General features: G+C 60.0%; 27 protein-coding genes and 1 tRNA gene. 8 read left to right on the top strand and 20 right to left on the bottom strand.

Annotation, left to right across the window (positions count from 1 at the left end; translation table 11 throughout):
* Positions 1 to 88: 88 nt before the first annotated feature.
* Entirely contained in the window at positions 89 to 274 is a 186-nt protein-coding gene (locus WLQ66_RS06620; protein ID WP_061049281.1) for a DUF3553 domain-containing protein, read from the bottom strand.
* Between the two features lie 28 nt (positions 275 to 302).
* Between WLQ66_RS06620 and WLQ66_RS06615 the strand changes: the two genes are divergently transcribed.
* The gene (locus WLQ66_RS06615; protein WP_340545560.1) at positions 303 to 899 is read left to right on the top strand and encodes a histidine phosphotransferase family protein; all 597 of its coding nucleotides are present in this window, start codon (positions 303 to 305) and stop codon (positions 897 to 899) included.
* 78 nt (positions 900 to 977) lie between these two features.
* On the opposite strand, the gene WLQ66_RS06610 is transcribed toward WLQ66_RS06615, so the two are convergent.
* The 7 genes from WLQ66_RS06610 to WLQ66_RS06580 all read right to left on the bottom strand — a co-directional run bounded on the left by WLQ66_RS06610 (position 978) and on the right by WLQ66_RS06580 (position 7,241).
* Positions 978 to 2,243 carry a glutamate-5-semialdehyde dehydrogenase gene (locus WLQ66_RS06610; protein WP_340545559.1) on the bottom strand — a complete coding sequence of 422 codons (1,266 nt, stop codon included), beginning with the start codon at positions 2,241 to 2,243 and terminating at the stop codon, positions 978 to 980.
* 74 nt (positions 2,244 to 2,317) lie between these two features.
* Entirely contained in the window at positions 2,318 to 3,424 is a 1,107-nt protein-coding gene (proB, locus tag WLQ66_RS06605) for a glutamate 5-kinase (protein WP_340545558.1), read from the bottom strand.
* Complete coding sequence (gene obgE, locus WLQ66_RS06600) at positions 3,412 to 4,446, bottom strand: GTPase ObgE (RefSeq protein WP_340545557.1); 1,035 nt, start codon at positions 4,444 to 4,446, stop codon at positions 3,412 to 3,414. Before obgE ends, proB begins: the two co-directional genes overlap by 13 nt.
* Before the next feature lie 109 nt (positions 4,447 to 4,555).
* Positions 4,556 to 5,095, bottom strand: coding sequence for a GNAT family N-acetyltransferase (locus WLQ66_RS06595; protein WP_340545556.1), 540 nt, complete (start codon positions 5,093 to 5,095; stop codon positions 4,556 to 4,558).
* 191 nt (positions 5,096 to 5,286) lie between these two features.
* Positions 5,287 to 5,556 carry a 50S ribosomal protein L27 gene (gene rpmA / locus WLQ66_RS06590; protein ID WP_340545555.1) on the bottom strand — a complete coding sequence of 90 codons (270 nt, stop codon included), beginning with the start codon at positions 5,554 to 5,556 and terminating at the stop codon, positions 5,287 to 5,289.
* Between the two features lie 11 nt (positions 5,557 to 5,567).
* Complete coding sequence (locus tag WLQ66_RS06585) at positions 5,568 to 6,158, bottom strand: 50S ribosomal protein L21 (protein WP_340545554.1); 591 nt, start codon at positions 6,156 to 6,158, stop codon at positions 5,568 to 5,570.
* A gap of 264 nt (positions 6,159 to 6,422) precedes the next feature.
* Positions 6,423 to 7,241 carry a DUF2059 domain-containing protein gene (locus WLQ66_RS06580; RefSeq protein ID WP_340545553.1) on the bottom strand — a complete coding sequence of 273 codons (819 nt, stop codon included), beginning with the start codon at positions 7,239 to 7,241 and terminating at the stop codon, positions 6,423 to 6,425.
* A gap of 152 nt (positions 7,242 to 7,393) precedes the next feature.
* Between WLQ66_RS06580 and WLQ66_RS06575 the strand changes: the two genes are divergently transcribed.
* Positions 7,394 to 7,483: transfer RNA gene (locus tag WLQ66_RS06575), tRNA-Ser, on the top strand.
* 237 nt (positions 7,484 to 7,720) lie between these two features.
* On the opposite strand, the gene WLQ66_RS06570 is transcribed toward WLQ66_RS06575, so the two are convergent.
* From WLQ66_RS06570 to iscR, 9 genes are all read right to left on the bottom strand, one after another.
* Positions 7,721 to 8,941, bottom strand: coding sequence for a cysteine desulfurase (locus tag WLQ66_RS06570; protein WP_340545552.1), 1,221 nt, complete (start codon positions 8,939 to 8,941; stop codon positions 7,721 to 7,723).
* Positions 8,934 to 9,515: a YIP1 family protein gene (locus WLQ66_RS06565; RefSeq protein ID WP_340545551.1), complete on the bottom strand. Its 582-nt coding sequence runs from the start codon at positions 9,513 to 9,515 to the stop codon at positions 8,934 to 8,936. Before WLQ66_RS06565 ends, WLQ66_RS06570 begins: the two co-directional genes overlap by 8 nt.
* Positions 9,512 to 9,997, bottom strand: a complete 486-nt coding sequence (locus WLQ66_RS06560) for a YIP1 family protein (protein ID WP_340545550.1) — start codon at positions 9,995 to 9,997, stop codon at positions 9,512 to 9,514. The genes WLQ66_RS06565 and WLQ66_RS06560 overlap by 4 nt, the downstream gene beginning before the upstream one ends.
* A complete protein-coding gene (gene sufD, locus WLQ66_RS06555) occupies positions 9,997 to 11,277 on the bottom strand; it encodes a Fe-S cluster assembly protein SufD (RefSeq protein ID WP_340545549.1) in 1,281 nt (426 codons plus the stop codon). Before sufD ends, WLQ66_RS06560 begins: the two co-directional genes overlap by 1 nt.
* The gene (sufC, locus tag WLQ66_RS06550) at positions 11,278 to 12,033 is read right to left on the bottom strand and encodes a Fe-S cluster assembly ATPase SufC (protein WP_340545548.1); all 756 of its coding nucleotides are present in this window, start codon (positions 12,031 to 12,033) and stop codon (positions 11,278 to 11,280) included.
* Positions 12,034 to 12,100: 67 nt separating this feature from the next.
* Complete coding sequence (locus tag WLQ66_RS06545; RefSeq protein ID WP_340545547.1) at positions 12,101 to 12,415, bottom strand: YbjQ family protein; 315 nt, start codon at positions 12,413 to 12,415, stop codon at positions 12,101 to 12,103.
* Positions 12,416 to 12,453: 38 nt separating this feature from the next.
* On the bottom strand, positions 12,454 to 13,977 hold the full coding sequence (gene sufB, locus WLQ66_RS06540; protein ID WP_340545546.1) for a Fe-S cluster assembly protein SufB: 1,524 nt from the start codon (positions 13,975 to 13,977) through the stop codon (positions 12,454 to 12,456).
* A gap of 15 nt (positions 13,978 to 13,992) precedes the next feature.
* Positions 13,993 to 15,036: a cysteine desulfurase family protein gene (locus WLQ66_RS06535; protein ID WP_340545545.1), complete on the bottom strand. Its 1,044-nt coding sequence runs from the start codon at positions 15,034 to 15,036 to the stop codon at positions 13,993 to 13,995.
* 122 nt (positions 15,037 to 15,158) lie between these two features.
* Complete coding sequence (iscR, locus tag WLQ66_RS06530) at positions 15,159 to 15,617, bottom strand: Fe-S cluster assembly transcriptional regulator IscR (RefSeq protein ID WP_340545544.1); 459 nt, start codon at positions 15,615 to 15,617, stop codon at positions 15,159 to 15,161.
* Between the two features lie 188 nt (positions 15,618 to 15,805).
* On the opposite strand from iscR, the gene WLQ66_RS06525 reads away from it, so the two are divergent.
* The 6 genes from WLQ66_RS06525 (at position 15,806) to WLQ66_RS06500 (ending at position 20,933) form a co-directional block, all read left to right on the top strand.
* Positions 15,806 to 16,459 (top strand): alpha/beta hydrolase, encoded by a 654-nt coding sequence (locus WLQ66_RS06525; protein WP_340545543.1) that lies wholly within the window; start codon positions 15,806 to 15,808, stop codon positions 16,457 to 16,459.
* Positions 16,459 to 16,707: a hypothetical protein gene (locus WLQ66_RS06520; protein ID WP_340545542.1), complete on the top strand. Its 249-nt coding sequence runs from the start codon at positions 16,459 to 16,461 to the stop codon at positions 16,705 to 16,707. Before WLQ66_RS06525 ends, WLQ66_RS06520 begins: the two co-directional genes overlap by 1 nt.
* Positions 16,700 to 17,872 carry an HD domain-containing protein gene (locus tag WLQ66_RS06515; protein WP_340545541.1) on the top strand — a complete coding sequence of 391 codons (1,173 nt, stop codon included), beginning with the start codon at positions 16,700 to 16,702 and terminating at the stop codon, positions 17,870 to 17,872. Before WLQ66_RS06520 ends, WLQ66_RS06515 begins: the two co-directional genes overlap by 8 nt.
* Positions 17,873 to 17,929: 57 nt before the next feature.
* Positions 17,930 to 18,265: a DMT family transporter gene (locus WLQ66_RS06510; RefSeq protein WP_340545540.1), complete on the top strand. Its 336-nt coding sequence runs from the start codon at positions 17,930 to 17,932 to the stop codon at positions 18,263 to 18,265.
* 147 nt (positions 18,266 to 18,412) lie between these two features.
* Positions 18,413 to 20,233 (top strand): translational GTPase TypA, encoded by a 1,821-nt coding sequence (typA, locus tag WLQ66_RS06505; RefSeq protein ID WP_340545539.1) that lies wholly within the window; start codon positions 18,413 to 18,415, stop codon positions 20,231 to 20,233.
* A 118-nt stretch (positions 20,234 to 20,351) separates the two neighbouring features.
* Complete coding sequence (locus WLQ66_RS06500) at positions 20,352 to 20,933, top strand: VOC family protein (RefSeq protein WP_340545538.1); 582 nt, start codon at positions 20,352 to 20,354, stop codon at positions 20,931 to 20,933.
* Positions 20,934 to 21,041: 108 nt separating this feature from the next.
* Here WLQ66_RS06500 and WLQ66_RS06495 read toward each other — a convergent pair whose 3' ends face one another.
* The 3 genes from WLQ66_RS06495 to recA form a co-directional block, all read right to left on the bottom strand.
* A complete protein-coding gene (locus tag WLQ66_RS06495; RefSeq protein WP_340545537.1) occupies positions 21,042 to 21,329 on the bottom strand; it encodes a DUF1330 domain-containing protein in 288 nt (95 codons plus the stop codon).
* Between the two features lie 78 nt (positions 21,330 to 21,407).
* A complete protein-coding gene (alaS, locus tag WLQ66_RS06490) occupies positions 21,408 to 24,059 on the bottom strand; it encodes an alanine--tRNA ligase (protein WP_340545536.1) in 2,652 nt (883 codons plus the stop codon).
* Positions 24,060 to 24,283: 224 nt separating this feature from the next.
* Positions 24,284 to 25,351: a recombinase RecA gene (gene recA / locus WLQ66_RS06485; RefSeq protein ID WP_340545535.1), complete on the bottom strand. Its 1,068-nt coding sequence runs from the start codon at positions 25,349 to 25,351 to the stop codon at positions 24,284 to 24,286.
* Between the last annotated feature and the right edge of the window lie 108 nt (positions 25,352 to 25,459).

Genomic DNA, 25,459 nt, shown 5'->3' with positions numbered 1-25,459 from the left:
GTTTGCCTTGCGTGCAGCTAGCCTATAAGGCACGGCATGTGCAAGTTTCGTTCAAATTGGTGAACAGGCGTTAACCGTTCATCAACGCTTATGACGGATCAAAGACTGGAATAAGGGCCACCTGCGCGCTGTTGAACACCACCTTGCCCTGATCGGGAAAGTTAACGGTGATCTTGCCGGCGGCGTTGGACTGGACCTGCCCCGTCCCCCATTCCGGGTGGTTGGGGTGGGTCACGAACATGCCAGGGGCAAGTATAGCGTTGAGGTCGTTCATGCGTGATGGCCCACTTCGGAGGAAAGATATGTCAGTAGATAACGCTAATCTCGCGGCTTTGATAGGGTCGCGTATCTGTCATGACCTGATCAGCCCGATCGGCGCGATCAACAACGGGCTCGAACTGCTTGGAATGTCTGGGGATATGTCCGGCCCCGAGCTGGAGCTGATCTCCGACAGCGTGGCCAATGCCAATGCCCGTATCCGGTTCTTCCGGATTGCCTTTGGCGCAGCCAGCGAACAGCAGATCAGCCGCGCCGAAGTGGTGTCGGTCCTGGAAGACATCGGCAAGGGCGGGCGGCTGAAATATCAATGGGCGCCGCAGGAGGCCTCGAGCAGGACCGAGGTGCGTCTCGCCTTTCTTGCCGCTTTGTGCCTCGAAACCGGCCTGCCCTATGGCGGCACGGTCAAGATCCTCTGCGCGGATGGCAAATGGACCGTCATCGGCGAAGGCAGCAAGCTGAATATCGACGATGATCTGTGGGCGCGCGTCAGCGGCGGCACCTCTTCGGCAACAGTGACCCCGGCGCTGGTCCAATTCGCCATGCTGCCCGAAGCGGCGAAGGATCTGGGGCGCACCGTGCGTGTGGAACAGACATTGGAGCGGGTGACGATCCACTTCTAACCCGCATCAGGCGACCGAAATATGAAAGCGCCGCAATCACTTGCAGCGCTTTTATTATGTCAGATGGGTTGGATGCTGTCAGCTGCGGACCGCACCGTTCCCGCGCACCAGATATTTGAAGCTGGTCAGCTGCGCCGCGCCCACGGGGCCCCGCGCGTGCATCTTCCCGGTTGCAATACCGATCTCGGCCCCCATGCCAAATTCACCACCATCCGCAAACTGGGTTGAGGCATTGTGCATCAGGATCGCGCTGTCCAGCTCAGCAAAGAACTGCGCAACGGCGCCGTCATCCTCGGTGATGATACAATCGGTGTGCTGCGAATGATGCGCGCGGATATGGGCGATGGCCGCGTCCAGATCCTGGACCTGTCTGGCGGCAATGATCGCATCCAGATATTCGCAGCCCCAATCGGCTTCGGTTGCCTCTGTCATGCCATCCGGGCCCGGCAGACCAGCCTCGGCGCGGATTTCCACACCGGCGGCGGCCAGCGCGGTCAGCACGTCGCGCCCAATCGTATCCGCGATATCCCGGTGGATGAGTAAGCATTCCGCAGCGCCACAGATGCCAGTGCGGCGCGTCTTGGCATTCAGCACGATCTCCAGCGCCTTTTGCGGATCTGCAGCCTTGTCGAGGTAAATATGCACGATCCCCTCCAAATGCGCAAAGACCGGCACTCGGGCCTCGCGCTGGACAAGACCGACCAACCCCTTGCCACCACGCGGAACAATCACATCGACCGTATCGGTCATCGTCAGCAGTTCCTGCACCGCTGCACGGTCGCGCGTCGGGACCAGCTGGACCGCATCCTCCGGCAGATCGGCGCTGCGCAGACCCGCAACAAGGCAGGCGTGGATGGCCTGGCTCGAGTGAAAACTTTCCGAGCCACCGCGCAGGATCACCGCATTACCCGACTTCAGGCAGAGCGCGCCGGCATCGGCGGTGACATTCGGGCGGCTTTCGTAGATGACACCGATCACGCCAAGCGGTGTGCGAACACGCTGGATCTGAAGCCCAGAGGGTTGCGACCATTCCGCCAGCACTTCTCCCACCGGATCGGCCTGTGCTGCGACCGCCCGCAGACCGGAGACAATTCCGGCAATCCGGTCTTCATCCAGCGCCAGACGGTCCATCATCGCAGGCGACAGCCCCTTGGTGCGGCCGAAATCGAGATCCTTGGCATTGGCGGACAATATCTCTGCCCGCTTGTCCCAAACCGCATCAGCAGCGGCATTCAGCGCGGCGGTTTTGCATTCGGCACTGGCAACAGCCAGTTTTGCGGCGGCTTGCTTTGCACGTTTGCCGATGTCAGCCATCAGCGCAGCAATATCTTGCGTCTCATTCATCACTGGAAACCTTTTGTGGACCCACTTTGACACATCTGGTGGTCAGGCGGGGTCAGCCCTAACATAGATCACGGTTACAGCGCCATATCATCGCGGTGGATGACGGCCGCGCGCCCCGCATACCCAAGGATCGCTTCAATCTCGGCCGACTGGCGTCCCTGAATGGCGGCAGCTTCCTCAGCCGTGTACCGGCTGAGCCCCTGCCCCAGTTTCCGCCCGTCTGGGCCAAGGATGGCCAGCGGATCGCCGCGGCCGAAGTCTCCTTCGATATGTCGGATGCCCGCGGGCAGCAGGCTCTTGCCGCGACCTAGCGCCCGAGCCGCGCCTTCGTCGATGGTGATCACGCCACGGGTTTTCATCGCTGCAATCCAGCGTTTACGCGCCACCTGCGGATCACCCTGTGCCGAGAACCACGTGGACGGCGCACCGTCTTCCAGCAATTTCAGAGGGTTGTGTCGCGACCCTTCAGTGATTGCCATGGCGCAGCCAGCCGCTGTCGCCATCTTGGCGGCCAGCAATTTGGTGATCATCCCGCCCTTGGAGAGGCCAGAGACGCCATCCCCGGCCATCGCCTCGATCTCGGCTGTGATGTGGTCAATCCGATCATAACGCTGCGCAGTCGGGTCCAGCACCGGATTGGCGCTGTAAAAACCGTCAACGTCCGACAGCAGGATCAGCGCATCAGCTCCGACGGTCACCGCAACCTGCGCCGCCAGTCGGTCGTTGTCGCCATAGCGGATCTCATCGGTGGCAATGGTGTCGTTTTCATTGACGATGGGCACCACGCCGAGGCCGATCAACGTCTCCAGCGTCGCACGAGAATTCAGGTAGCGACGGCGATCGGTGCTGTCTTCGAGTGTCACCAACACCTGCCCGGTGGTGATTTCATGCGGCGCAAGCGCTTCCTCATAGGCGCGCGCGAGACGGATCTGGCCGACCGCCGCTGCCGCCTGCGATTGCTCCAGCGGCAGCTCCCGCGCCGCAAGATCGAGCACGCGACGCCCCAGGGCGATGGATCCCGAGGATACAAGGATCACGTCCTTGCCCATGGATTTCAGCCAGGCAACATCCTCTGCCAAGGCCCGCAACCAATCCGCCCGCAATGCGCCGCTGTTCCGGTCCACCAGCAGGGCGGACCCGATCTTGACGACAATACGCCGGGCGTCGGTCAGGGTTGCCACGTGCCCTGCTCCCCCTGAGGTTTCTGGCGCAGACGATCTTCGTCGATCTGCGTACGCATGGCACGCAGCACCTCGTTCAGACCCTCCCGGCTGACGCCGGACATCATGAAGACGGGACCGCCGACGGCGGCTTCCAGCTCTGCTTTGGCCTCCGCGCGTTCCTCATCATCAAGGGAGTCGACCTTGTTCAGCGCAGTGATGCGCGGCTTGTCCGCCAGCTCGCCGCCATAGGCCTCCAGCTCATTGATGATGGTCTGGTAGTCCTCCGCCACGGTTTCCGATGTCCCATCCACCAAATGCAGCAGAACGGCACAGCGCTCAACATGGCCAAGGAAGCGGTCACCGATCCCGCGCCCCTCATGGGCGCCTGCGATCAGACCGGGGATATCGGCCACAACGAACTCAACCCCGTCGATGCCAACAACGCCGAGATTCGGATGCAGCGTTGTAAACGGGTAGTCCGCGATTTTTGGCCGGGCGTTGGATGTCGCCGAGAGAAAGGTTGATTTGCCGGCGTTGGGCAGGCCCAACAGGCCGACGTCCGCGATCAGTTTCAGCCGCAGCCAGATGGTCCGCTCAATCCCGTCCTGACCGGAGTTGGCCCGGCGCGGCGCCTGATTTGTCGCGCTTTTGAAATGCAGGTTGCCAAAGCCGCCATTGCCGCCCTTGGCCAGGAGAAAACGCTCACCGACCTCCGTCAGATCCGCAAGAACGGTTTCCTGATCCTCATCCATGATCTCCGTGCCAACCGGCACGCGCAGCACGATATCATCGCCATCCTTGCCGGTGCGCTGGCGCCCCATGCCGGATTGGCCGTTCTTGGCAAAAAAGTGCTGCTGATAGCGGAAATCAATCAGCGTATTCAGCCCCTCGGTCACCTCGACCCAGACTGACCCGCCACGGCCGCCGTCGCCGCCGTCGGGGCCGCCATATTCCATAAATTTTTCACGGCGAAAGCTGACGCAGCCGTTCCCGCCCGCGCCGGAGCGAATGTAGACTTTGGCCAGATCGAGGAATTTCATGTCAGCTCCTTGCTGATGACCTGCCGCCACAGGCGGAGGGAAGATGGGTCGTGCCGCCCGCTGTCGGGGGCTGTTGCCCCGACTTAACGCAAAGCGCGCGGCGCGCCAATCACAGTTTTCTGCTGTAGGTCCAGGTTGGCACCGTCGCATCGCGGGCGACCGAGAATGTTTCGGCGTCACCGAGATATTCAAAGCCACAATGGGTCAGGACACGCGCCGAGGCGGGGTTGTCCTGAAAAGCGCTGGCAAACATCGCGCTGCACCCTTGCGGATTGGTCTCGACCAGAGCCCGCAGCGCCTCGGAGGCCAGACCATTATTCCAGAACACCGGCGCGATCCAATAGCCGACCTCGCTCTGGTCACGGTCAAGCCGCTTGAGGCTGATGATACCTTTCAGTTCTTCGCCACCATCTGCGGTGCCGTCGATGGCCCAGACATCTTCTTCGCGCTCTTCGTCGGTGGCGCGGGCAACAAATGCCTCGATCGCGCCGGGCGGCAGCGGGTGCGGAATGGCGGTGGTCATGCGGGCGACACGTTCGTCGCTCACGTAATGGGCAATCAGCCCCTCGTCGGATTTACGCAGCGGGCGCAGGACAAAACGTCCCGCATCGATCACAGGCTGTTCTGCTCTTTTATGATCCAAACTCATGCCCTCGCTCCTCTCGAAGAATACAAAACCGACCATCTGGCCGGGCAAACCTAGTGGGCCTTAACAAACTGATGCGCTCTGCCATACAGCAAAGCCGTTTAGAACTGGTTAGGGTTTGCGCCCCCGGGAAAATAAAAAGGGACCGGCGGTGTCGCCGATCCCCTGATTGTGTCTCACCTTTCAGGTTCGGCTTATTCAGCGGCCTCCGCCACTGGCAGAACCGAAATAAAGGTGCGGCCCTTGAGGCCCTTGTGGAAGGTCACAGCACCGTCGGTGGTCGCAAAGATTGTGTGATCTTTGCCCAGACCTACGCCTTCACCCGGCCAGAACTTGGTGCCGCGCTGACGAACGATGATGTTGCCAGAGATGGCCGACTGACCACCGTAGAGTTTCACGCCAAGGCGGCGACCGGCTGAGTCGCGGCCGTTACGTGAGGAACCACCAGCTTTCTTATGTGCCATTGTCTATCTCCTTAGCCTTTAGCCAATTCTTTGGCCTGCTCAACCCATTCGGGTTTCACTTTGACCGCGTCGATAGCAGCAATGTCAGCATCCGACAAGGCCGCGATCTGGGCAAAGCTGGTCAGACCGGCTTCTTCCAGTTTCTTGGCAGCAGCCGGACCAACACCGGTCAGCGCAGTCAGGTCGTCGCCCGATGCAGCCGGAGCGGCTTTCTTGGCAGCAGGCGCAGCTTTGGCAGCAGGAGCAGAGCCCTGGCCGCTGGCAGCTTTCACGCCGGACTTGTCAGCGCCGGAGGCCAGGATCTCAGTGATCTTGACCAGGGTCAGCTTCTGACGGTGGCCCTTGGTGCGCTTGGAGGAGTGCTTACGACGGCGCTTCACAAAGTGAATGACCTTCTCGCCTTTGATCTGGTCGATGACTTCGGCCTGAACCGCAGCACCATCCACAAAGGGCGCACCCACAACCGGTGCATCACCACCGAGCATCAGAATGTCGTTGAACTGGATTGTTTCGCCAGCATCAGCAGCCAATTTTTCCACGCGCAGCATATCGCCGGCCTGAACTTTGTACTGCTTGCCGCCGGTTTTGAGGACCGCAAACATATGCGTCTTTCCTTTTCTACCCGCGTCCTACGGTCCCGGATGTATCCTGCGATACGGTCGGTGTTTCGGCCCGTGGGCCACCTCGAACAGCGCGCCCCCTGAGGGCGTATGACAAATAAACCCCGGCACAGGGAATCCGGGCCGGGATGCGGGCTTATGCGGCGAATTGAGCAGCGTGTCAACCCTGCGCTGCCCCCTACGCCAGTGGCCAGTGTCGCGCCGTGTTTTGCAGGGATGTTTCACACTTCGGGCGCGGATTGCCCCTTACAGATCCTGCGCCGGTTCAAGCCCCTTCAGACGATAGGCCAGAAGTTCAAAGCGGTTGGCGGTGATCTCGAATGTAACCGCATTCAGCAGCTCATAGACCCGCTGCATCAACGGATGCTCCAGCGCGGCGATATATTGCTCCAGTTCTGCGTCGCTGAACCCCTGATAGGTATAGGCATTGGCTGCCAGATTGGCCGCCTGCATCGCCATCCGCGTCGACGCCTGCTGCTCCTTCATCAATGCACGCAGCCTATCTGCATCGAGCTGCAGGTCAATCACCCCAGCCGCGCTGGCAGCCATCAGGAAGCGGAACTGGATCTCCTGCACCGCCTTCACGCCGGTGCCATCGGAATCCAGCGCCAGCCCCATGCGCTGAAACAGATGCGGGCGATCACTGCCGTCCGCCACCAGATCGGAGATAATGCGCATGCCCGCCTGCTGCTTGGTTTCGTCATCTTCCACCATGTGCGAGGCGTTCTCCGCTTTCACCAGACGTGCGCCCAACGGGCTGGCGTAGAACTCCGCCGCATGGGACAGCGCGTCCTCCTCAAGCGTTTCCTCCAGAATGCCAAGGGCGATCTCGCGCATTTCCCTGCGGTCAAAGACATCCTGCGACAGCTCTACCCAGGCTGCGCCAAAATCACCGGCATCAACACCCAGCATACCCGGTGCCATCTCAGCCGAGAGTGCGATACTGTCCAGCGCGACGTCAAAACCAGTTGTTTCAAGGAACGCGACAACCCGGTCACGATCCGCTGCCTGCGCGCCGGAGAATGCAAATAACGATGCAAGAACAAGGCCCAAGAGCGGTTGCATCAGAAGTTTTCGGAGGGGTGAAAGCTGTTTCATACCACGAAATCTAAGGGTTTTATCGCGCGAGACAATGAAAATTCCGATTTCCTGCAGAAAGCGCAAAATCCCCCCTTGCGCGCCCAAGCTTTCCACTTTAAACGGCCCTCACCCCCCGCGGAGAGGTGCCGGAGTGGTCGAACGGGGCGGTCTCGAAAACCGTTGTTCCTTCACGGGAACCCAGGGTTCGAATCCCTGTCTCTCCGCCATTATTCCAGACCACATCCACAGACCACGCCTATGGTATAGGCTGACAGATCACCTAATGATCCTGCATCGGGCGCGTCACAGCCTGATGTTGAGGCAACCGGGGCTTTCTGCAACACGGGTGATCGTTTCGGGCACTTTTCCAGCAGCCTTCACATCTTGCATCTGCATAAGCAGTAAAAAAAACGTCACCCGGCCGGGTGACGTTTCAGAAGCTGGGCAACATGTTGCGACGGATGCTAGGCAAATAGATCGTGGGCCAGTTCCAGGGCGTCGATCAGCACGTCGACCTCGTCCTTGGTGTTATACATGGCAAAGGACGCACGACAGGTCGCCGCAACGCCAAGGTGATCCATCAGCGGTCCGGCGCAATGTTGTCCCGCGCGTACCGCGACACCCTTCTTGTCGAGAATGGTCGAGATGTCATGTGCATGTGCCGCGCCTTCCAGTGTGAAGCTGAAAATAGCAGCCTTGTCAGCGGCTTGACCTTGGATATTGACCCAGTTCAGACCGTTCAGCCGTTCGCTGGCATAGGCGGTGATCGCCGCCTCATGCGCTGCGATATTCTCCATGCCGATAGCCATCATGTAATCCAGCGCAACACCCAGTCCGATCATCTGTACGATGCCGGGCGTACCAGCCTCGAATTTCATCGGAGCGTCATTGTAGATCACCTGATCGCGGGCAACCTCCTTGATCATGTCGCCGCCACCCATGAAGGGGCGCATTTCAGCCATGCGCTCCGGGCGAATGTAGATGGCACCGGAGGAGGACGGCCCGTAGAGCTTATGACCGGTAATCGCATAGAAATCACAGCCCATATCCTGCACATCCACGGGCAGATGAACCGCCCCCTGCGAGCCATCAACCAGAACCGCAACGCCGCGCTGGCGGGCCTCATGGCAGATGGTTTTCACATCAACGATGGTGCCCAAGACATTGGAACATTGGGTAACTGCAATAAGCTTTGTCTTTGGACCGATTGCGTCCAGCACGGCCTGCGGATCGAGGCTTCCGTCAGCTGCTGTCTCCACCCATTTCAGAACCACGCCCTGACGTTCACGCAGGAAATGCCAGGGAACGATATTTGCGTGATGCTCCATCACGCTGAGAATGATCTCATCCCCGGCCTGAAGCTGCGGCATGGCCCAGCCGTAGGCGATCGTGTTGATCCCCTCCGTGGTCCCTGAGTTCATGACGATGGTATTTTCGTCGCCCGCATTCAGGAACCTTGCAATGGTGCCCCGAACGCTTTCGTATTTCTCGGTCGCGAGATTAGAGAGATAGTGCAACCCCCTGTGAACGTTTGAGTATTCCTCAGAATAGGCGCACGTAATTGCGTCAATTACAACCTGGGGCTTCTGTGCAGATGCGCCATTGTCCAGATAGGTCAGCGGTTTGCCATTCACCTGACGAGACAGGATCGGAAAATCGGCGCGGATTTTTTGGACGTCATACATGGTCGGGAAGCCCCAGTAGTGCCGGGGCCTGCGCCCCCAAAAGCAGAGAGAGAAGAATGACGATCAAAACCGCCGACATCAGAACCGAGCCGATGGCCCGCCAGATGGATGTAAACTGATGCGCTTCCTTGATAAACAGCAGAAAGATTGCCAGCATCATGAAATTCGCGAGCAAGGCGATCAAGGATGCCGCCAGCGGCAGCACCAGATGCAGCAGCATCACCGCCACCAACAGCGCGATCTGCACGGCATTCAGCCAGACATTGACCGCCAGAATATCGCTGAACTCCGCCTTGCCGCCAATCCAGCGACCGGTCCAGGTCAGAAGCGCCGTCACGGCCAGATGCAGCGCAAAAACCGCACCAGCATAGTACAGGGGTTGAATGGCGGCCAGTACCGCGATGTTGCCCGGAAGGATCAGATCGGCGAGCTGAAGGATCATCGTGTTGACAACCGCCGTCAACAGCAAGGCAAGAACAAGCACCCGGCGCGGCCAGTCAACGGACAGAAGAACCCGCGCCGCCGCTGTGGGAGCGCTGAAGGTAAGGCCCGCAAGTGACTGATAAGGGATCATTCTTTGCCCCAATACGCCTGAACCATCCCGCTGCCCCAGAACCACAGGAACAGCACAAACCATAGCCCGCCAACCAGATTGAGCTCCAGCCCCGGGCCGATGAATCCAGCGACAAGCCCGTTCAACAGCATCAGCGGACCAGCCGCGAGGAACGCCCAGAACAAGGCCAGACGTGCCTGCGCGCTGTCGCCAGAGCCGCCAAAGATCCGCGCGACACCATGCGCCAGAAAGGCCACCCCGTAGAGGAGCAGCGGCGCAATGAAGATCAGCGCCAGCAGCGAGCCGCCCAGCAGCATGTTCAGCTCCTGCCCGCTCAGATGCGCCTCACGCGCCCGAGCTGGCATCTGAGCAATGAACGCCAGAGCGCAGCCGGCCATGAGCATGGCCAGCAGCCGATCTTCACGCAGTCCCATGGCAAGACGCCGCGCATAAACCCTGCGCGGCCCCCTGTAGGTGGCGACGATGTCCTGACTGACGGACATCAGCGGCGCCGGGCCAGCCAGCCTTCCAGCCGGTCCACAACGCTTGCCGCAACATCGGCGTCTTCGATCTCCTCAACTGCTTCAGCAAGGAAGGCAAGGGTCATGAGATCGGTTGCTTCAGCCTGAGGAATGCCGCGCGACCGCAGGTAGAACAGACCCTCCTCATCGATCGCACCTGAGGTGGAGCCATGCGAACAAGCCACATCATCGGCGTAGATTTCCAGCTCGGGTTTGGCCAGAAACTGGCTGTCGTCATCCAGCAGAAGAGACTGAGAAATCTGATATCCATCAGTCTTTTGCGCGCCTTCCTTGACCAGGATCTTGCCCTGAAAAACACCGGTTGCCCCATTGCGCAGAACCTTCTTGAAAACCTGGCGGCTCTCACAGTTCACCGCATCATGGGTGATGAAGACGGTGTCATCGTGGTGGAAATCACCATCACCGACACAGGCGCCTGCGATATGCGCGACCGCATCATCGCCGGTCAGTTCAATCACCGCCTCATTGCGCGTCAGCACGCCGTTTACCGTGAGGGTGAATGCCTTGAACACGGATTCAGTACCGAGGCGTGCAAACAGATGCGTTGCAGCCCGGCGCTCATGATCACGCCCCTGCGCCCGCACCAGATGCAGAGACCCGCCGTCGGCAACGTCGATTTCCATACATTTGTTGAACCGAGATGCAGCCGGGCCGTTTTCCAGAATGGTCGCTGATGCCCCGCTTTCAACACGGATCACGTGATGCAGGATGGCGTCTGACTCTTCTGCCGCGTGACGGTAGATCAGATTGACCGGTTTGGACGGGCTGCCGGTCACACGGATGGCGACACCATCGCTGGCAAATGCGGTGTTCAGCGCCGCCAGAGGGCGGGCAACAGGCGTCTGTCCGCGCGCTTCAAGAACGCCGTACAAATCCTTGGCCCAATGGATATCTTTGTCACAGATATCGGCGATGCGATCAATGCTGATGCCCTCCAGCGACAGATCGTCAGAGGCATCGGCATCAAAGACACCGTCAACGAACACGATCTTGATGCGATCAAATTCGTTGAACATCGGTGCTTCGCCTGCATCAAAAACTGCGGCCTTTGGTGCCACAGCGGCGGTCAGCGTGTCCGGGCGGGTGTATTTCCAGTATTCATCGCGGCGGTTCGGCAGGCCCAGTGTCTGAACCCGCGACAACGCCGCATGGCGCGCCTCGGCCAGACAGCCCCCCTCCGGCATGGTCAGCGCCGCCAACCGTGCCTCGGTTTCGCTTTGTTTTCTTTCAGGAGCGGCCATTTACACACCCTCTGCCAGAATATCGGCATACCCGTTGTTTTCGACTTCCAGCGCCAGCTCGGGACCGCCGGTTTTGACGATGCGGCCGTCTGCCATGATGTGAACGACGTCGGGTTTGATGTGGTCCAGCAGGCGCTGGTAATGGGTGATCACCAAGAAGCCGCGGCCTTCGTCGCGCAGGGCATTCACACCTTCAGCAACCAGTTTCATCGCATCGACATCCAGACCGGAATCGGTCTCATCGAGGATGCACATTTTGGGCTCAAGCATCGCCATCTGTAGGATTTCGTTACGCTTTTTCTCGCCGCCGGAGAAGCCGACGTTGACCGGTCGCTTCAGCATATCGGCGTCGATTTTCAGGGTCTTTGCCTTGGCCCGCACTTCCTTCAGAAAGTCGGAGGCGCTCAGCTCGTCTTCGCCACGCGCCTTGCGCTGCGCGTTTACGGCAGTGCGCAGGAAGGTCATATTGCCGACACCTGGGATCTCGACCGGGTATTGGAACGCGAGGAACACACCTGCGGCGGCGCGCTCTTCCGGCTCCATGTCCAGCAGATCTTCGCCAGCCAGCGTCGCCGCGCCGTCGGTGACCTCATAGCCATCGCGACCGGACAGCACATAAGAGAGGGTCGATTTGCCAGAGCCGTTCGGCCCCATGATGGCATGTACCTTGCCAGCCTCAACGGTCAGGTTGACACCTTTGAGGATCTGTTTGTCCTCTTCTTCAAGTTTGACGTGCAGGTTTTTGATTTCGAGCATTTTTTCCTCGTTTATATCTCTTCGGAGCAGCGCCCCGGTTGTTTCTGTGCCCCGAAGGGCGAATTCCTTAGCCGATCACTACGGCTGTTCCACTGGCAGAGACCATCAACATGGACTGGCCTACCACCTCGTAATCCAGGTCGACGCCGACAACCGCATTTGCGCCCTTGGCCCGCGCACGGTCTTCCAGCTCTGCCAGCGCGGTTTCGCGCGCGTCCTGCAGCTTGCTTTCATAGGCACCGGAGCGGCCGCCGACGATGTCTGTGATCGAGGCAAAGACATCGCGCACCACATTGGCGCCCATGATCGCCTCGCCCACCACGATGCCCTTATATTCGGCGATCTGGTAGCCTTCGACGGAGTTGGTGGTTGTGATGATCATTTTATTGTTTCCTCGCGATGATGCCCAAGGGCCTGCCATTACCCGACAGACCCTTCCAGCGAGATCGCAACCAGCTGCTGCGCTTCCATGGCGAACTCCATCGGCAGCGCCTGCAGCACGTCCTTGCAGAAGCCGTTCACCACCAGGGCCACCGCCTCTTCCTCGTCCATGCCGCGCTGGCGGCAGTAGAACAGCTGGTCGTCATCTACCTTGGAGGTGGTCGCCTCATGCTCCACGCGCGACGAGTTGTTCTTGACCTCGATATAGGGAACCGTGTGCGCCCCGCATTTGTCACCGATCAGCAAGCTGTCGCATTGGGTGTAGTTGCGCGAATTCTTGGCCTTCGGGTGCATCGACACCAGCCCGCGATAGGTGTTCTGCGCCTTGCCGGCAGAGATCCCCTTGGACACGATGCGGGATTTCGTGTTTTTGCCCAGATGGATCATCTTGGTGCCCGTATCGGCCTGCTGCATGTTGTTGGCGATGGCGATCGAGTAGAATTCGCCCTGGCTTTCCTCGCCGCGCAGAATGCAGGAGGGGTATTTCCAGGTCACGGCAGAACCGGTTTCCACCTGGGTCCACATCACCTTAGCGCGGTCACCGCGGCAGTCGGCGCGTTTGGTCACGAAGTTGTAGATGCCACCCTTGCCGTTCTCATCACCGGGATACCAGTTCTGGACGGTGGAATATTTCACCTCGGCGTCTTCTTCGATGATGATCTCCACGACGGCTGCGTGCAGCTGCGCGATATCGCGGGCCGGTGCAGTACAGCCTTCCAAGTAGCTGACATAGCTGCCTTTATCGGCAATGATCAGGGTGCGCTCGAACTGACCGGTGTTTTCCGCGTTGATGCGGAAATAGGTCGACAGTTCCATCGGGCAGCGCACACCCGGCGGCACATAGACAAAGGAGCCGTCAGAGAATACCGCGGAGTTCAGTGTGGCATAGAAGTTATCGGAGACCGGAACCACGGTGCCGAGGTATTTCTTTACCAGCTCAGGGTGTTCGCGGATCGCTTCGGAGATCGAGCAGAAGATGACGCCTGCCTTTTTCAGTTCGGCCTGGAAGGTGGTGCCGACCGAAACGGAGTCGAACACCGCGTCAACTGCGACCTTGCGACCTTCGGCGGGCATGTTCTCAGCCCCCTCGACGCCTGCAAGGATCATCTGTTCTTTCAAAGGGATACCGAGCTTTTCGTAGGTAGCGAGCAGTTTTGGGTCCACCTCATCCAGCGATTTCGGCTTCACCTCCATCGATTTCGGACGGGCATAGTAATACTGGTCCTGGAAATCGATTTCCGGGTAATCCACCATGGCCCAGGTCGGCTCTTCCTTCTGAAGCCAGCGATCATAGGCCTCAAGCCGCCAGTTCAGCATCCATTCCGGCTCCTCGTTCTTTTCCGAGATCAGCCGCACGATATCGGTGGTCAGGCCCTTGGGCGCGTATTCCATCTCGATATCGGTTTCCCAACCGTATTTATAGGCGCCGCCCACCTCGCGGACCGCATCGACCGTTTCCTGGTCAACGCCTTCTTTCACCTGAACATCATCCAATGCTGTCATGGTCATCTCCTGCACTCACGCCACCCGGGCGCGATGTTTCTTTTGTTTGGCGCACCAGCTTTCGGCAAAGCGCAGCACATCCGTTTCTGTTGTGTTCGGCCCAAGCGAGACGCGCACGGCGCTCTGGGCGGTTAACTCGTCATATCCCATGGCGGTGAGCACCGCGCTGGCGCGGACCTTGCCGCTGGAACAGGCGCTGCCGGCACTAATGGCAAATCCGGCCAGATCCATCTGCATGACCTGGGTTTCGCCCTTCCAGCCCGGCGTGGCAAAACAACTGGTATTGGGCAGGCGCGCCGCTGATGTCCCAACAAAAATAGTGTCAGGGCTGCCCGCTGCAAGGGCGGCCTCCATTGTGTCGCGCAGCTCAGCCACACGTTCCCAGACACCATCCGCCAGCGCCCTTGCCGCAGCTTCCGCGGCCGCTCCGAACCCCGCGATCCCTACGACATTTTCCGTGCCCGAGCGACGCCCCATCTCCTGACCGCCGCCGGTGATCTGCGCCGCCAGATCGGTTCCGCGTTTCAGGACCACAGCGCCCACGCCCTTTGGCCCGCCCAGTTTATGCGCCGAGATCAGCGCCATCGTGGCCCCCATCCAATTGAAGGCGACAGGCAGCTTGCCGAAGGCCTGCGTCGCATCGGTCACCGCCAGCCCTTCGGGCAGCTTCTGGATGACGCCGGTTTCAGAATTGGCCAATTGAACGGAGGAGCGCTGCGGATCAATCACCGCAACAGCGCCAACAGGTGAAACCTGCAAATCCTCGATAGACCAGGATCTTACGGCGTCATGCTCAACTGCTGCACCATGCAGATCGCGGCCGCTCATTGCCAGCGCGGCCCCTTCTGTCGACCCGGAGGTGAACACGATATCAGCGCCATCTGCCCCAAAAGCCGAGGCAATCTGCGCCCGCGCGCGTTCAACCAGCGCCTTGGCGGCACGGCCTTCGGCGTGAACGGAAGAAGGATTTCCGCAAACCTCCATCGCGGCAACCATCGCGGCCTTTGCAGCATCGCAAAGCGGCGTGGTGGCGTTATGGTCAAGATAGACACGCGACATCGGCGGTGCGGATCCTTCTGTCTTGTCCCTCGCACCCATCAGGATGCTATAACGAGGGCGTTCTTAAATCTACGAAACAGCGCAGGCCGCGCCGGGGTTAGAGGGGCGGATATCTCGGGCCGTCAGTCGTCGACCACCGCAAACAGGCTGGGCACCGCCGGACATGGCGCCAGATCGTTCTTGATAACGTCAGACAGGCGGGTCTGATGCAGGAACACATAGACATGGGCGCTCAGCCCTTCCCAGAGGCGGTTGGTCAGCGATTGCGCGCGACTCCCGGACAAGGCACCGGATGCGCCTGCGCCCTTGTGCATCGCATCAACCGTTTCATCAACTGCGCTCAGCACATCGACGATGCGAATGTCAGAGGGCGGATGCGCAAGACGGTAGCCCCCACCCGGACCGCGCACAGAGACCACAAGCCCGCTCCGACGCAGCTTCACAAACAGCTGCTCCAGATAGGGCAGCGAAATATCCTGACGTTTGGAGATATCGCCCAACACCACCAGACTGCCCTCCGGCTGCAAGGCGATATCTGCCAGCGCCACCATTGCATAGCGTCCCTTGGTCGAAAGTTTCATATTTTCAAATCCTCCGACCCAGGCGGCACAGCGAAAAGATTGACCTTGAACGCTGCAATGCGTATCTCAGCGAGACGGCAGCGAAACTTGACCTCTGCCATCAATTAGAACCGTTCTAAGGTGCCTTACGGAATTCGTCAAGTATTCCAGTCGGCATCCCCGAAAATAAGAGTAGGATCCACCCACCCATGCCTGAGGTCATTTTCCCCGGACCCGAAGGCCGCCTGGAAGGCCGCTATCACCCGCAAAAAGAAAAAGACGCCCCGATTGCCATCGTTCTGCATCCGCATCCGCAGTTCGGCGGCACGATGAACAACAAGGTCGTCTACAATCTGCATTATGCGTTCTACAACATGGGCTTTACGGTTCTGCGGTTCAATTTCCGCGGCGTTGGCCGCTCGCAGGGCGAATATGATCAGGGTGTTGGCGAATTGTCCGACGCGGCATCGGCGCTGGATTACCTCCAGTCGATGAACAACAACTCCAAACATTGCTGGGTCGCCGGTTTTTCCTTTGGGGCCTGGATCGGTATGCAGCTGTTGATGCGCCGCCCGGAAATCACCGGCTTCATCTCGGTGGCACCGCCAGCGAATATGTATGACTTCTCGTTTCTGGCGCCCTGCCCCTCCTCAGGTCTGATCATCAATGGCACCGCAGACCGCGTGGCGCCGCCCGCCGATACAGTAAACCTGGTGAACAAGCTGCACGAGCAGAAGGGGATCACCATAACCCATACCGAAGTTGAAGGCGCCGATCACTTCTTCCAGGACCCTTATATGGATCCGATGATCAGCAATGTCTCCGACTATGTGAAACGGCGGCTGACAGAAAGCTCCCGCTGATGAGCACGATCGAGACGCTGGCCCAGAAACTGGCCGCCGACACGCTGAAGGTTCAGGACGCCACTGGCGAAGAGCGCCTTTACATGGAGGTGAGCGAGGTTCTGGGAGCAGCGTCCCAGTCGCTTGAGGAAGCCTTCCTCACTGAAATGCGGGTCCGCCTTGCCGAGCGCAAAGCGCGTGCCTTTCTCAACAGCAAGGTCAACGCCGCCAAGGCCAAGATCGCATCCAGGGCCCCAGAGAATGACTGACCAATCGACGCGGCTTGCCAGCCAGTTCCGTTTCTTGCTGGAGGCGGACAAGCTGCGCCGCGTGGAGCGTCAAAACCTGATCCTGGATGGCTCACGCTGCGAAAACTCCGCCGAACACAGCTGGCACCTGGCGGTTTATGCGCTGGTGCTGGCCCCGTTTGCGCCTGCTGATGTCTCGGTTGAACGGGTCGTACAGATGCTTTTGCTGCATGATCTCGTCGAGATCGACGCAGGCGATCACCCGATTGATGGGGATGTTGACTGGGAGGCGGTTGCCAGCGCTGAAGCGGTGGCCGCAACCCGGCTGTTCTCGCTCCTGCCAGCCGATCAATCAGCTTTTCTGCATGGGCTCTGGCGCGAGTTCGAGGCCAGCCAGACACCTGACGCCCAATGGGCAAAGCGGATTGACCACTGCCAGCCGATTTTCCAGACGCTCTACAACGAAGATGTGCCTGCGGCACATATCGAGGTGGTGCGCGGCAATCTCTTTGGCGGACGCGCTGCGGCCCTGCAGGACGCCTTTCCCGAGGTATTTCACCACGCCGTCGCCTGCCTGGAAGGCTTGCAGCCACAGGATGCGCTCACCGCACCTCTCAGCTTCCTAAATGAGGTCGACGGACTGAAGACGGTCCTGCGGGCAACGACGCTTGCCGATGGCAGTCGCCGCGAAAACTCAGCCGAGCACAGCTGGCATATCATGCTTTATGCCTGGGTGCTGGCCCAGCACAGCCACGCGCCCGTCGACATGGCCAGGGTGCTGCAGATGCTGATGCTGCATGACATCGTGGAGATCGACGCGGGCGATGTGCCGATCCACGCAACCCTGTCGGAGGCTGAACAGGCCGCGATTGCCGCCAATGAACAAGCCGCCGCAGAACGGATTTTCGGCCTGTTGCCCGCCGCGCAGGGCGAGGTCTTTCACCGTATCTGGACGGAATTCGAAGCCGCCGAAAGCCCCGAAGCGATCTATGCCAAGGCGATTGACCGGGTACAGCCTGTGCTGCTGAACCTGATGTCAGGCGGCGGCAGCTGGCGCGCGTATAATGTCACGCTGGAGCAGCTGGAGGCCCGTGTCGGCCACAAGGTCGCCCGTGGGGCACCGGTGGTCTGGGACCATGTGCGCGCCGCTGTCGCTCCATGGTTTGCCGAAAATACCAGCGCCTGACCCCGGCGCTGCGCGGGCTGGTTCCGCGCGCAGCCCATCCTCAGCGGAGGCCTGATCATGCCACTCCATTATCTCTATCTTGTGCTGGCGGTTGCGGCAGAGACCATTGGCACCACTGCGCTACAGGCCAGTCAGCAGTTCACCCGGCTTGGCCCGTCACTGCTAGTGGTGGTCGGCTACGGGCTGGCCTTCTATCTGATGGCCCTGACGCTGCGCCACATGCCCGTCGGGATTGTCTACGCGATCTGGTCCGGCCTCGGGATTTTCCTCATCGCCATCATTGGCTGGGTCGTCTTTGGCCAACGGCTTGATCTGCCAGCGGTTCTGGGGCTGCTGTTGATCCTTGCCGGGATTCTGGTGATCCATCTGTTCTCCAGCACAACCGGCCACTGACGGCGCAACCGGCGCGTCACCGAATGGCCGCACGCCGCCGGACGACCCACAGGATCGCTCCTGCGCGCGCAAAAAGATGTATTTCCTCTGGTCTTTGGCCAACGATCACGCTATGCGCGCGTCAACTTCCTTACAAAGGCTGACGTCATGGACCTGCGCAACATTGCGATCATTGCTCACGTGGACCACGGGAAAACCACCCTGGTTGATGAGCTTCTGAAACAATCCGGCGCCTTCCGCGAAAACCAGGCTGTGGCGGAACGCGCCATGGACAGCAACGATCTGGAACGCGAGCGGGGCATCACAATTCTGGCCAAGGCCACTTCGGTGGAGTGGAATGGCACCCGGATCAACATCGTCGACACTCCCGGCCACGCCGATTTCGGCGGCGAGGTCGAGCGGATCCTGTCGATGGTCGACGGGGTGGTGCTGCTGGTTGACGCCGCCGAAGGCCCGATGCCGCAGACCAAATTCGTGACCTCCAAGGCGCTGGCCCTCGGCCTGCGCCCGATCGTGGTTGTGAACAAGGTCGACAAGCCCGACGGCGAGCCTGACCGCGCGCTGGATCAGTGTTTCGACCTCTTTGCCAACCTTGGTGCAGATGATGATCAGCTGGATTTCCCGTCCATGTATGCCTCCGGTCGCGCCGGTTGGGCCGACATGGAGCTGGACGGCCCGCGCAAGGATCTTTCTGCGCTGTTTGACCTGATCGTCAAACACGTCCCTGCCCCAAAACAGATCGAGCAAAAAGGCGAGCCTTTCCGTATGCTGGCAACCACGCTGGGCGCGGATCCCTTCATGGGCCGTATTCTGACCGGTCGCGTTGAATCCGGCACCCTGAAGGCTGGCGACAGCCTCAAGGCGCTGAGCCGTGACGGTGAGCTGATCGAGAATTTCCGCTGCACAAAAGTGCTGGCGTTCCGTGGCCTCGGTCAGCAGGCCATCGACGTGGCGGAGGCCGGCGATATCGTCTCCATCGCGGGGATGACCAAGGCCACCGTGGCCGACTCGCTGGTGGATACTTCGGTGACCGAGGCGCTGCCCGCCCAGCCGATTGATCCGCCGACCATCACCGTGACCTTTGGCATCAACGACAGCCCACTGGCCGGTCGCGATGGCAAAAAGGTTCAGTCCCGTGTGATCCGTGATCGCCTGATGAAGGAAGCAGAATCCAACGTCGCGATCCAAATCTCCGACACCCCCGGTGGTGAAGCGTTTGAGGTGGCCGGTCGCGGCGAACTTCAGATGGGTGTTCTGATCGAAAACATGCGCCGCGAAGGCTTCGAGCTGTCGATCTCGCGCCCTCAGGTCCTGTTCAAGGAAGAAGACGGCGTTCGCATGGAGCCCGTCGAAGAGGCCACCATCGACGTTGACGATGAATACTCCGGCGTTGTGATCGAGAAACTCACCGGCCACCGCAAGGGTGAACTGGTCGAGATGAAGCCCGCAGGCGCTGGCAAGACCCGCATCATCGCGCATGTCCCCTCCCGCGGTCTGATCGGCTATCACGGCGAGTTTCTGACCGACACCCGCGGCACCGGCGTTCTGAACCGTGTGTTCCACGGCTGGACCCCGCACAAAGGGTCCATTCCCGGCCGTCGCGCTGGTGTTCTGATCTCCATGGAGAACGGCACCTCGGTGGCCTACGCCCTGTGGAACCTCGAAGAGCGCGGCAAGATGATGATCGGCGCACAGGAAGACGTGTATACCGGCATGATCATCGGCGAGCACAGCCGCGACAATGATCTGGAAGTGAACCCGCTGAAGGGCAAGAAGCTGACCAACGTCCGCGCCTCCGGCACCGATGATGCCGTACGTCTGACCACGCCGATGAAGCTCTCGCTGGAAGAGGCGATTGCCTATATCGACGATGACGAGCTGGTAGAGGTAACCCCGAACTCCGTGCGTCTGCGCAAACGCTACCTGGATCCGCATGAGCGCAAGCGGATGGCCCGCGCCAACGCCTGATCCTGACAGTTCAGCTGGAAAAAACAAAGGCCGCCCGGCAATATGGGCGGCCTTTTTGCTATCTGCCGCCTGCGTGCTACCCTTTGCAAAATCAGGCGTTTAACCAGGGAGAGACAGCATGCGCAAGCTACAGGTTCAAGGCGTCCACCACATCACCTTGACCGGCGCTGACCGGCAGACATCCATTGATTTCTGGGAAGGTGTCCTTGGGATGCCCTTCATCTTTGACCAGCCCAATCTGGATGACCCGGACGAGGGGCATCTCTATTTTGATCCCGGCGATGGGCGCCTGATCACCGTCTTCACCAACAAGCACCGTACAGCTGACCGTCGCCGCACCCCGACGGAGCCGGGATGCGTCCATCATCTGGCTTTCAACGTCTCAAAGGCGACATTTGCCCAGGCGGTCGAGCGGCTGGACGAACGCGGCATCGGGCATTCAGGACCAAAGGATCGGGGATTTATGGATTCGATCTACTTCAAGGACCCGATGGGGCTTCTGATCGAGCTTGCCTGCTATAAATTCGAACCGCCAATGGGATGCTCCCACGCCGATGTGATGATCACCGCCCATCGTGTCCGGGTGGCCGCAGGAGACGCCCATATTCAGGAGATCCATCTGGCCGAGGCGATTGAGCAGCTTGTTCAGCAGCGCCAGCCGTCACTGTCGGACAACCGCGCGCCACGCGATCCGTATTGATCGACCGGCCGGGCTGGCGCAAATGAAAAAAGAGCGGCCAGAAGCCGCTCTTTCATCGTTCCTGGCGGCATCGTCCCTTAGGGGATCCGACGCGCAGGTATGTCGCACTCATTCGGTGATTTCGACCACCATCAGCTCCCGCTCGGAGGCGTCGCGCGCATGGCTCAGCGCCTCCTGGTATTCTGGGCTGTTGTAGCAATCCACCGCCGCATCGACGCTGGGAAAGCGGGCTACCACATTGCGCGGGCGTTCCTTGCCTTCCAGCTGTACAAACCGACCGCCACGGGCAATGAACTGCCCTCCGTGTTTGGCAACGGCCGGTCCCGCCAGCTCGGCGTATTTGCCGTAGGCCTCGGCATCGGTGACGGTAACATGCGCAATCCAGAGTGCGGGCATCTGAGCCTCCTTTGGTGATGATCTTCCCGGCAGCTTAGGCAGATTGCGGGAAAGACCAAGGTTTTTTTGACCAGTTGGTCAGCCTGCCAGCAGCGCCTCGGCCGCCTTGATCGCCTCTTCGGCGCCGGAGAAATCCTTGCCGCCGCCCTGCGCCATATCGGGACGACCACCGCCGCCCTTGCCGCCAACAGCCGGAACCGCCGCTTTCAGCACATCTACGGCAGAGATCTCGCCGGTCAAATCGTCGGTGACACCCGCGGCGACCGCGACCTTGCCGTCATCATTGGCAATCAACAGGATCACGCCTGAGCCGATCTTTTGCTTGTGGGCATCTATCAACCCGCGAAGATCCTTGCCAGAGACGCCTTCCAGCGCCTGCCCGAGGAAGGTTTTACCGCCGATTTCCTTGGTTGCGGATCCGCCTGCCGCGCCGCCGCCCATGGCGACCTGCTGTTTCAGCTGGGACACCTCGTTCTGCAGCGCCTTGCGTTCATCCATCAAGGCTTTCAGCCGGTCCATGACTTCGGCCGGCTGGGCCTTCAGGACGCCTGCAACCTCGGCCATACGGCCTGCTTCACGCTCCAGATGCTGCACCGCTGCCGCACCGGTCAGCGCCTCGATCCGGCGCACGCCGGCTGAGGAGGCGCTATCGCCCAGAATGACAAAGGTGCCGATGTCACCGGTCTGCTTCACATGGGTGCCACCGCACAGCTCAATCGAATAGGTATCGCCGTCCTGACCCTTACCCGTCGCTGCGCGGCCCATGGAGACAACGCGGACCTCTTCGCCGTATTTCTCGCCAAACAGCGCCTGTGCACCCAGCGCACGCGCATCATCCGGGGTCATGATCCGGGTCGAAACCGGCGTGTTCTGACGAATGAAATCGTTCACCTCGGCGCCGACTTTGGTCAGTTCCTCTGCGCTCATCGCCTTGTTATGGCTGAAGTCGAAGCGCAGCCGGTCCGCAGCATTGAGCGAGCCCTTCTGCGCGACATGCTCGCCAAGCGCGTTGCGCAGCGCCTCGTGCAGCAGGTGGGTGGCCGAGTGGTTGGCGCGGATCTTGCTGCGGCGGTCATGATCCACTTCCATCGCAGCACCCTGCCCGACGGCGATGTCGCCCTCGGTCACCTCGGCGATGTGCAGAAACAGCCCCTCTACTTTCTTGGTGTCGGTGATGCGGGCTGCACCGCCCTCAACGGTCAGGACGCCACTGTCGCCAACCTGACCGCCGCTTTCACCGTAGAACGGCGTCTGGTTCAGGATGATCTGCACCGTGTCGCCCATAGCGGCGGTTTGGAGTTGAGCACCGTCCTTGACCATGGCCATGATCTGGCCTTCAGCCTTCTCGGTCTCATAACCCAGAAAGTCGGTGGCACCAACTGCGTCAACAATGTCGAAATAGACCTTCACATCCGCCGCTTCGCCCAGGCCAATACCGCCCGCGCGGGATTTCTCCTTCTGCTCCTTCATCGCCGCATCGAAGCCATCGGTATCGACCTCGATCTCCTTGGCGCGCAGGGCGTCCTGAGTGAGGTCGAGCGGGAAGCCATAAGTGTCATAGAGCTTGAACGCAGTCTCACCCGGTAGGACGTCGCCCTTGCCCAGATCGACGGAGGCTTCGTCCAGCAGTTTCAGGCCACGGTCCAGCGTTTTGAGGAAGCGGGTTTCCTCCTGCTCGAAGGTCTCTTCGATCAGCGCCTGGCCTTGGCCAAGCTCAGGATAGGCGGCACCCATCTTCTGCACCAGCGACGGCACCAGCTTGTGCATCACCGGATCGGTGGCGCCCAGAAGCGAGGCGTGACGCATCGCCCGGCGCATGATCCGGCGCAGCACGTAACCGCGACCTTCGTTCGACGGCAGCACGCCTTCGGCAATCAGGAAGGAGCAGGAGCGCAGGTGGTCCGCGATCACCCGGTGATGCACGTTGTGATCCCCGAATGGGTCGGTATTCGTCGCGTTCGCGGACGCCTCGATCAGCGACTTGAACAGATCCGTTTCATAGTTGTCATGGGTGCCCTGGAGCAACGCCGCGATCCGCTCCAAACCCATACCGGTGTCGATGGACTGCATCTCAAGATCGACCATTGAGCCATCGGCGAATTTCTCGTTCTGCATGAACACGAGGTTCCAGATCTCGATGAAACGATCGCCGTCTTCCTCCGGCGAGCCCGGAGGGCCGCCCCAGATGTGGTCGCCGTGGTCGTAGAAGATCTCGGTGCAGGGACCGCAGGGACCGGTGTCGCCCATCTGCCAGAAGTTGTCAGAGGTCGCGATGCGGATGATCCGCTCCTCCGGCACACCCATCTTTTTCCAGATCTCAAAGGCTTCGTCATCGGTGTGATAGACGGTGGTGTAGAGCCGGTCCTTCGGAATATCGAATTCCTTGGTGATCAGCTCCCAGGCAAAGGGGATCGCTTCATGCTTGAAATAGTCGCCAAAGGAGAAGTTGCCGAGCATCTCGAAAAACGTGTGGTGGCGCGCGGTATACCCGACGTTGTCGAGGTCGTTGTGCTTGCCGCCGGCGCGCACGCATTTCTGCGCTGTGGTCGCGCGTTTGTAGTCGCGGGTTTCCACGCCGGTAAAGCAGTTCTTGAACTGCACCATGCCCGAGTTGGTGAACATCAGGGTCGGGTCGTTGCGGGGCACCAGAGGGCTGGAGTCAACCACCTCATGCCCCTGTTTGGCAAAGTAGTTCAGGAAGGTGGAGCGAATATCATTGAGCGTCGGCATAATCGGGATCTCTCGGCTGGCTGTCTCAGCGGTTCGGGAAGATGTATCCGGCCCCAGTGAGCCTGTCCAGCGCTGCGGTGCGGAAAGGCGCCGTGAAACCCGCATGAAAAAGGGCGCGGAGTGATCCACGCCCTGATTTGATCAGATTTTTCAGCCTGCGCCGGTGTTTATCGAGCAACCGCTGCCCTCTGCATCACCCGGCAAGAGGCGTCATCAGCCTTGTGTCAGGCTTCCAGAATATCGTCATCGGCGCCGTCAGGACGGTGGAACTCCAGCCCGTGCGCCGCGCGGATCTTATCCTCAATATCATAGGCGATATGGGGGTTCTCCCGCAGGTATGTCTTGGCGTTTTCACGCCCCTGCCCGATCCGTTCATCACCATAGGAGAACCAGGCCCCGGATTTCGCGACAACACCAGCCGCTACGCCCAGATCCAGCAGTTCGCCCATCTTGGAGATGCCTTCGCCATACATGATGTCGAATTCAACCTGTTTGAACGGAGGCGCCACCTTGTTCTTCACGACCTTGACGCGGGTTGCGTTGCCGACCACCTCGTCACGGTCCTTGATCGCGCCGATGCGGCGGATGTCCAGACGCACCGAGGAGTAGAATTTCAGTGCGTTACCACCGGTTGTTGTTTCCGGCGAGCCGAACATCACACCGATCTTCATGCGGATCTGGTTGATGAAGATCACCATACATTTGGAGCGGCTGATAGAGCCGGTCAGCTTGCGCATCGCCTGGCTCATCAGGCGAGCCTGGACGCCCACATTGCTGTCGCCCATGTCGCCTTCCAGCTCCGATTTCGGAGTGAGGGCTGCCACGGAGTCCACGATCACCATGTTCACCGCGCCGGACCGCACCAGAGTGTCCGTGATTTCCAGGGCCTGTTCGCCGGTGTCGGGCTGCGAGATCAGCAGCTCATCAAGGTCAACACCCAGTTTCGCCGCATATTGCGGGTCCAGCGCATGTTCCGCATCCACAAAGGCGCAGACGCCACCGTTCTTCTGCTGCTCTGCAATGCAGTGCAGAGTCAGTGTTGTCTTGCCCGAGCTTTCGGGACCGTAAATCTCGATAATGCGGCCCATCGGCAGACCGCCAATGCCAAGCGCAATGTCCAGCCCCAACGATCCCGTTGAAGAGGCCTCAATCTCGGCCAGGGGATTACCATCGCCCAGCTTCATGATCGAGCCCTTGCCAAACTGCCGCTCAATCTGCGCCAGAGCGCTGTCCAGCGCCTTTTGTTTGTCGCCGCTCTTCTTATTGTCTTTCATGGTCAAAAGATCCGCCATAGTCCCTTGTCCCTTTCTATGTGTCACACCCGCGACCGGGCGGCAATCACTGCTTTGTTCGCCCCTTGTTCTATATGAGATCAAAAAGAGAACATTGCAACGGAAATC

Source organism: Phaeobacter sp. A36a-5a, assembly GCF_037911135.1.
Classification (GTDB): domain Bacteria; phylum Pseudomonadota; class Alphaproteobacteria; order Rhodobacterales; family Rhodobacteraceae; genus Phaeobacter; species Phaeobacter bryozoorum.
The sequence above is the reverse complement of the archived record's forward strand: the minus strand, read 5'-3'. Positions and strand labels throughout refer to the sequence as shown.

Excerpts from the sequence above, each read along its gene's own strand:
- WLQ66_RS06620 (WP_061049281.1), bottom strand. The coding sequence starts at position 274 with ATGAACGACCTCAACGCTATACTTGCCCCTGGCATGTTCGTGACCCAC.
- WLQ66_RS06615 (WP_340545560.1), top strand. The coding sequence starts at position 303 with ATGTCAGTAGATAACGCTAATCTCGCGGCTTTGATAGGGTCGCGTATC.
- WLQ66_RS06610 (WP_340545559.1), bottom strand. The coding sequence starts at position 2,243 with ATGAATGAGACGCAAGATATTGCTGCGCTGATGGCTGACATCGGCAAA.
- obgE (WP_340545557.1), bottom strand. The coding sequence starts at position 4,446 with ATGAAATTCCTCGATCTGGCCAAAGTCTACATTCGCTCCGGCGCGGGC.
- WLQ66_RS06595 (WP_340545556.1), bottom strand. The coding sequence starts at position 5,095 with ATGAGTTTGGATCATAAAAGAGCAGAACAGCCTGTGATCGATGCGGGA.
- rpmA (WP_340545555.1), bottom strand. The coding sequence starts at position 5,556 with ATGGCACATAAGAAAGCTGGTGGTTCCTCACGTAACGGCCGCGACTCA.
- WLQ66_RS06585 (WP_340545554.1), bottom strand. The coding sequence starts at position 6,158 with ATGTTTGCGGTCCTCAAAACCGGCGGCAAGCAGTACAAAGTTCAGGCC.
- WLQ66_RS06580 (WP_340545553.1), bottom strand. The coding sequence starts at position 7,241 with ATGCAACCGCTCTTGGGCCTTGTTCTTGCATCGTTATTTGCATTCTCC.
- WLQ66_RS06570 (WP_340545552.1), bottom strand. The coding sequence starts at position 8,941 with ATGTATGACGTCCAAAAAATCCGCGCCGATTTTCCGATCCTGTCTCGT.
- WLQ66_RS06565 (WP_340545551.1), bottom strand. The coding sequence starts at position 9,515 with ATGATCCCTTATCAGTCACTTGCGGGCCTTACCTTCAGCGCTCCCACA.
- WLQ66_RS06560 (WP_340545550.1), bottom strand. The coding sequence starts at position 9,997 with ATGTCCGTCAGTCAGGACATCGTCGCCACCTACAGGGGGCCGCGCAGG.
- sufD (WP_340545549.1), bottom strand. The coding sequence starts at position 11,277 with ATGGCCGCTCCTGAAAGAAAACAAAGCGAAACCGAGGCACGGTTGGCG.
- sufC (WP_340545548.1), bottom strand. The coding sequence starts at position 12,033 with ATGCTCGAAATCAAAAACCTGCACGTCAAACTTGAAGAAGAGGACAAA.
- WLQ66_RS06545 (WP_340545547.1), bottom strand. The coding sequence starts at position 12,415 with ATGATCATCACAACCACCAACTCCGTCGAAGGCTACCAGATCGCCGAA.
- sufB (WP_340545546.1), bottom strand. The coding sequence starts at position 13,977 with ATGACAGCATTGGATGATGTTCAGGTGAAAGAAGGCGTTGACCAGGAA.
- WLQ66_RS06535 (WP_340545545.1), bottom strand. The coding sequence starts at position 15,036 with ATGTCGCGTGTCTATCTTGACCATAACGCCACCACGCCGCTTTGCGAT.
- iscR (WP_340545544.1), bottom strand. The coding sequence starts at position 15,617 with ATGAAACTTTCGACCAAGGGACGCTATGCAATGGTGGCGCTGGCAGAT.
- WLQ66_RS06525 (WP_340545543.1), top strand. The coding sequence starts at position 15,806 with ATGCCTGAGGTCATTTTCCCCGGACCCGAAGGCCGCCTGGAAGGCCGC.
- WLQ66_RS06520 (WP_340545542.1), top strand. The coding sequence starts at position 16,459 with ATGAGCACGATCGAGACGCTGGCCCAGAAACTGGCCGCCGACACGCTG.
- WLQ66_RS06515 (WP_340545541.1), top strand. The coding sequence starts at position 16,700 with ATGACTGACCAATCGACGCGGCTTGCCAGCCAGTTCCGTTTCTTGCTG.
- WLQ66_RS06510 (WP_340545540.1), top strand. The coding sequence starts at position 17,930 with ATGCCACTCCATTATCTCTATCTTGTGCTGGCGGTTGCGGCAGAGACC.
- typA (WP_340545539.1), top strand. The coding sequence starts at position 18,413 with ATGGACCTGCGCAACATTGCGATCATTGCTCACGTGGACCACGGGAAA.
- WLQ66_RS06500 (WP_340545538.1), top strand. The coding sequence starts at position 20,352 with ATGCGCAAGCTACAGGTTCAAGGCGTCCACCACATCACCTTGACCGGC.
- WLQ66_RS06495 (WP_340545537.1), bottom strand. The coding sequence starts at position 21,329 with ATGCCCGCACTCTGGATTGCGCATGTTACCGTCACCGATGCCGAGGCC.
- alaS (WP_340545536.1), bottom strand. The coding sequence starts at position 24,059 with ATGCCGACGCTCAATGATATTCGCTCCACCTTCCTGAACTACTTTGCC.
- recA (WP_340545535.1), bottom strand. The coding sequence starts at position 25,351 with ATGGCGGATCTTTTGACCATGAAAGACAATAAGAAGAGCGGCGACAAA.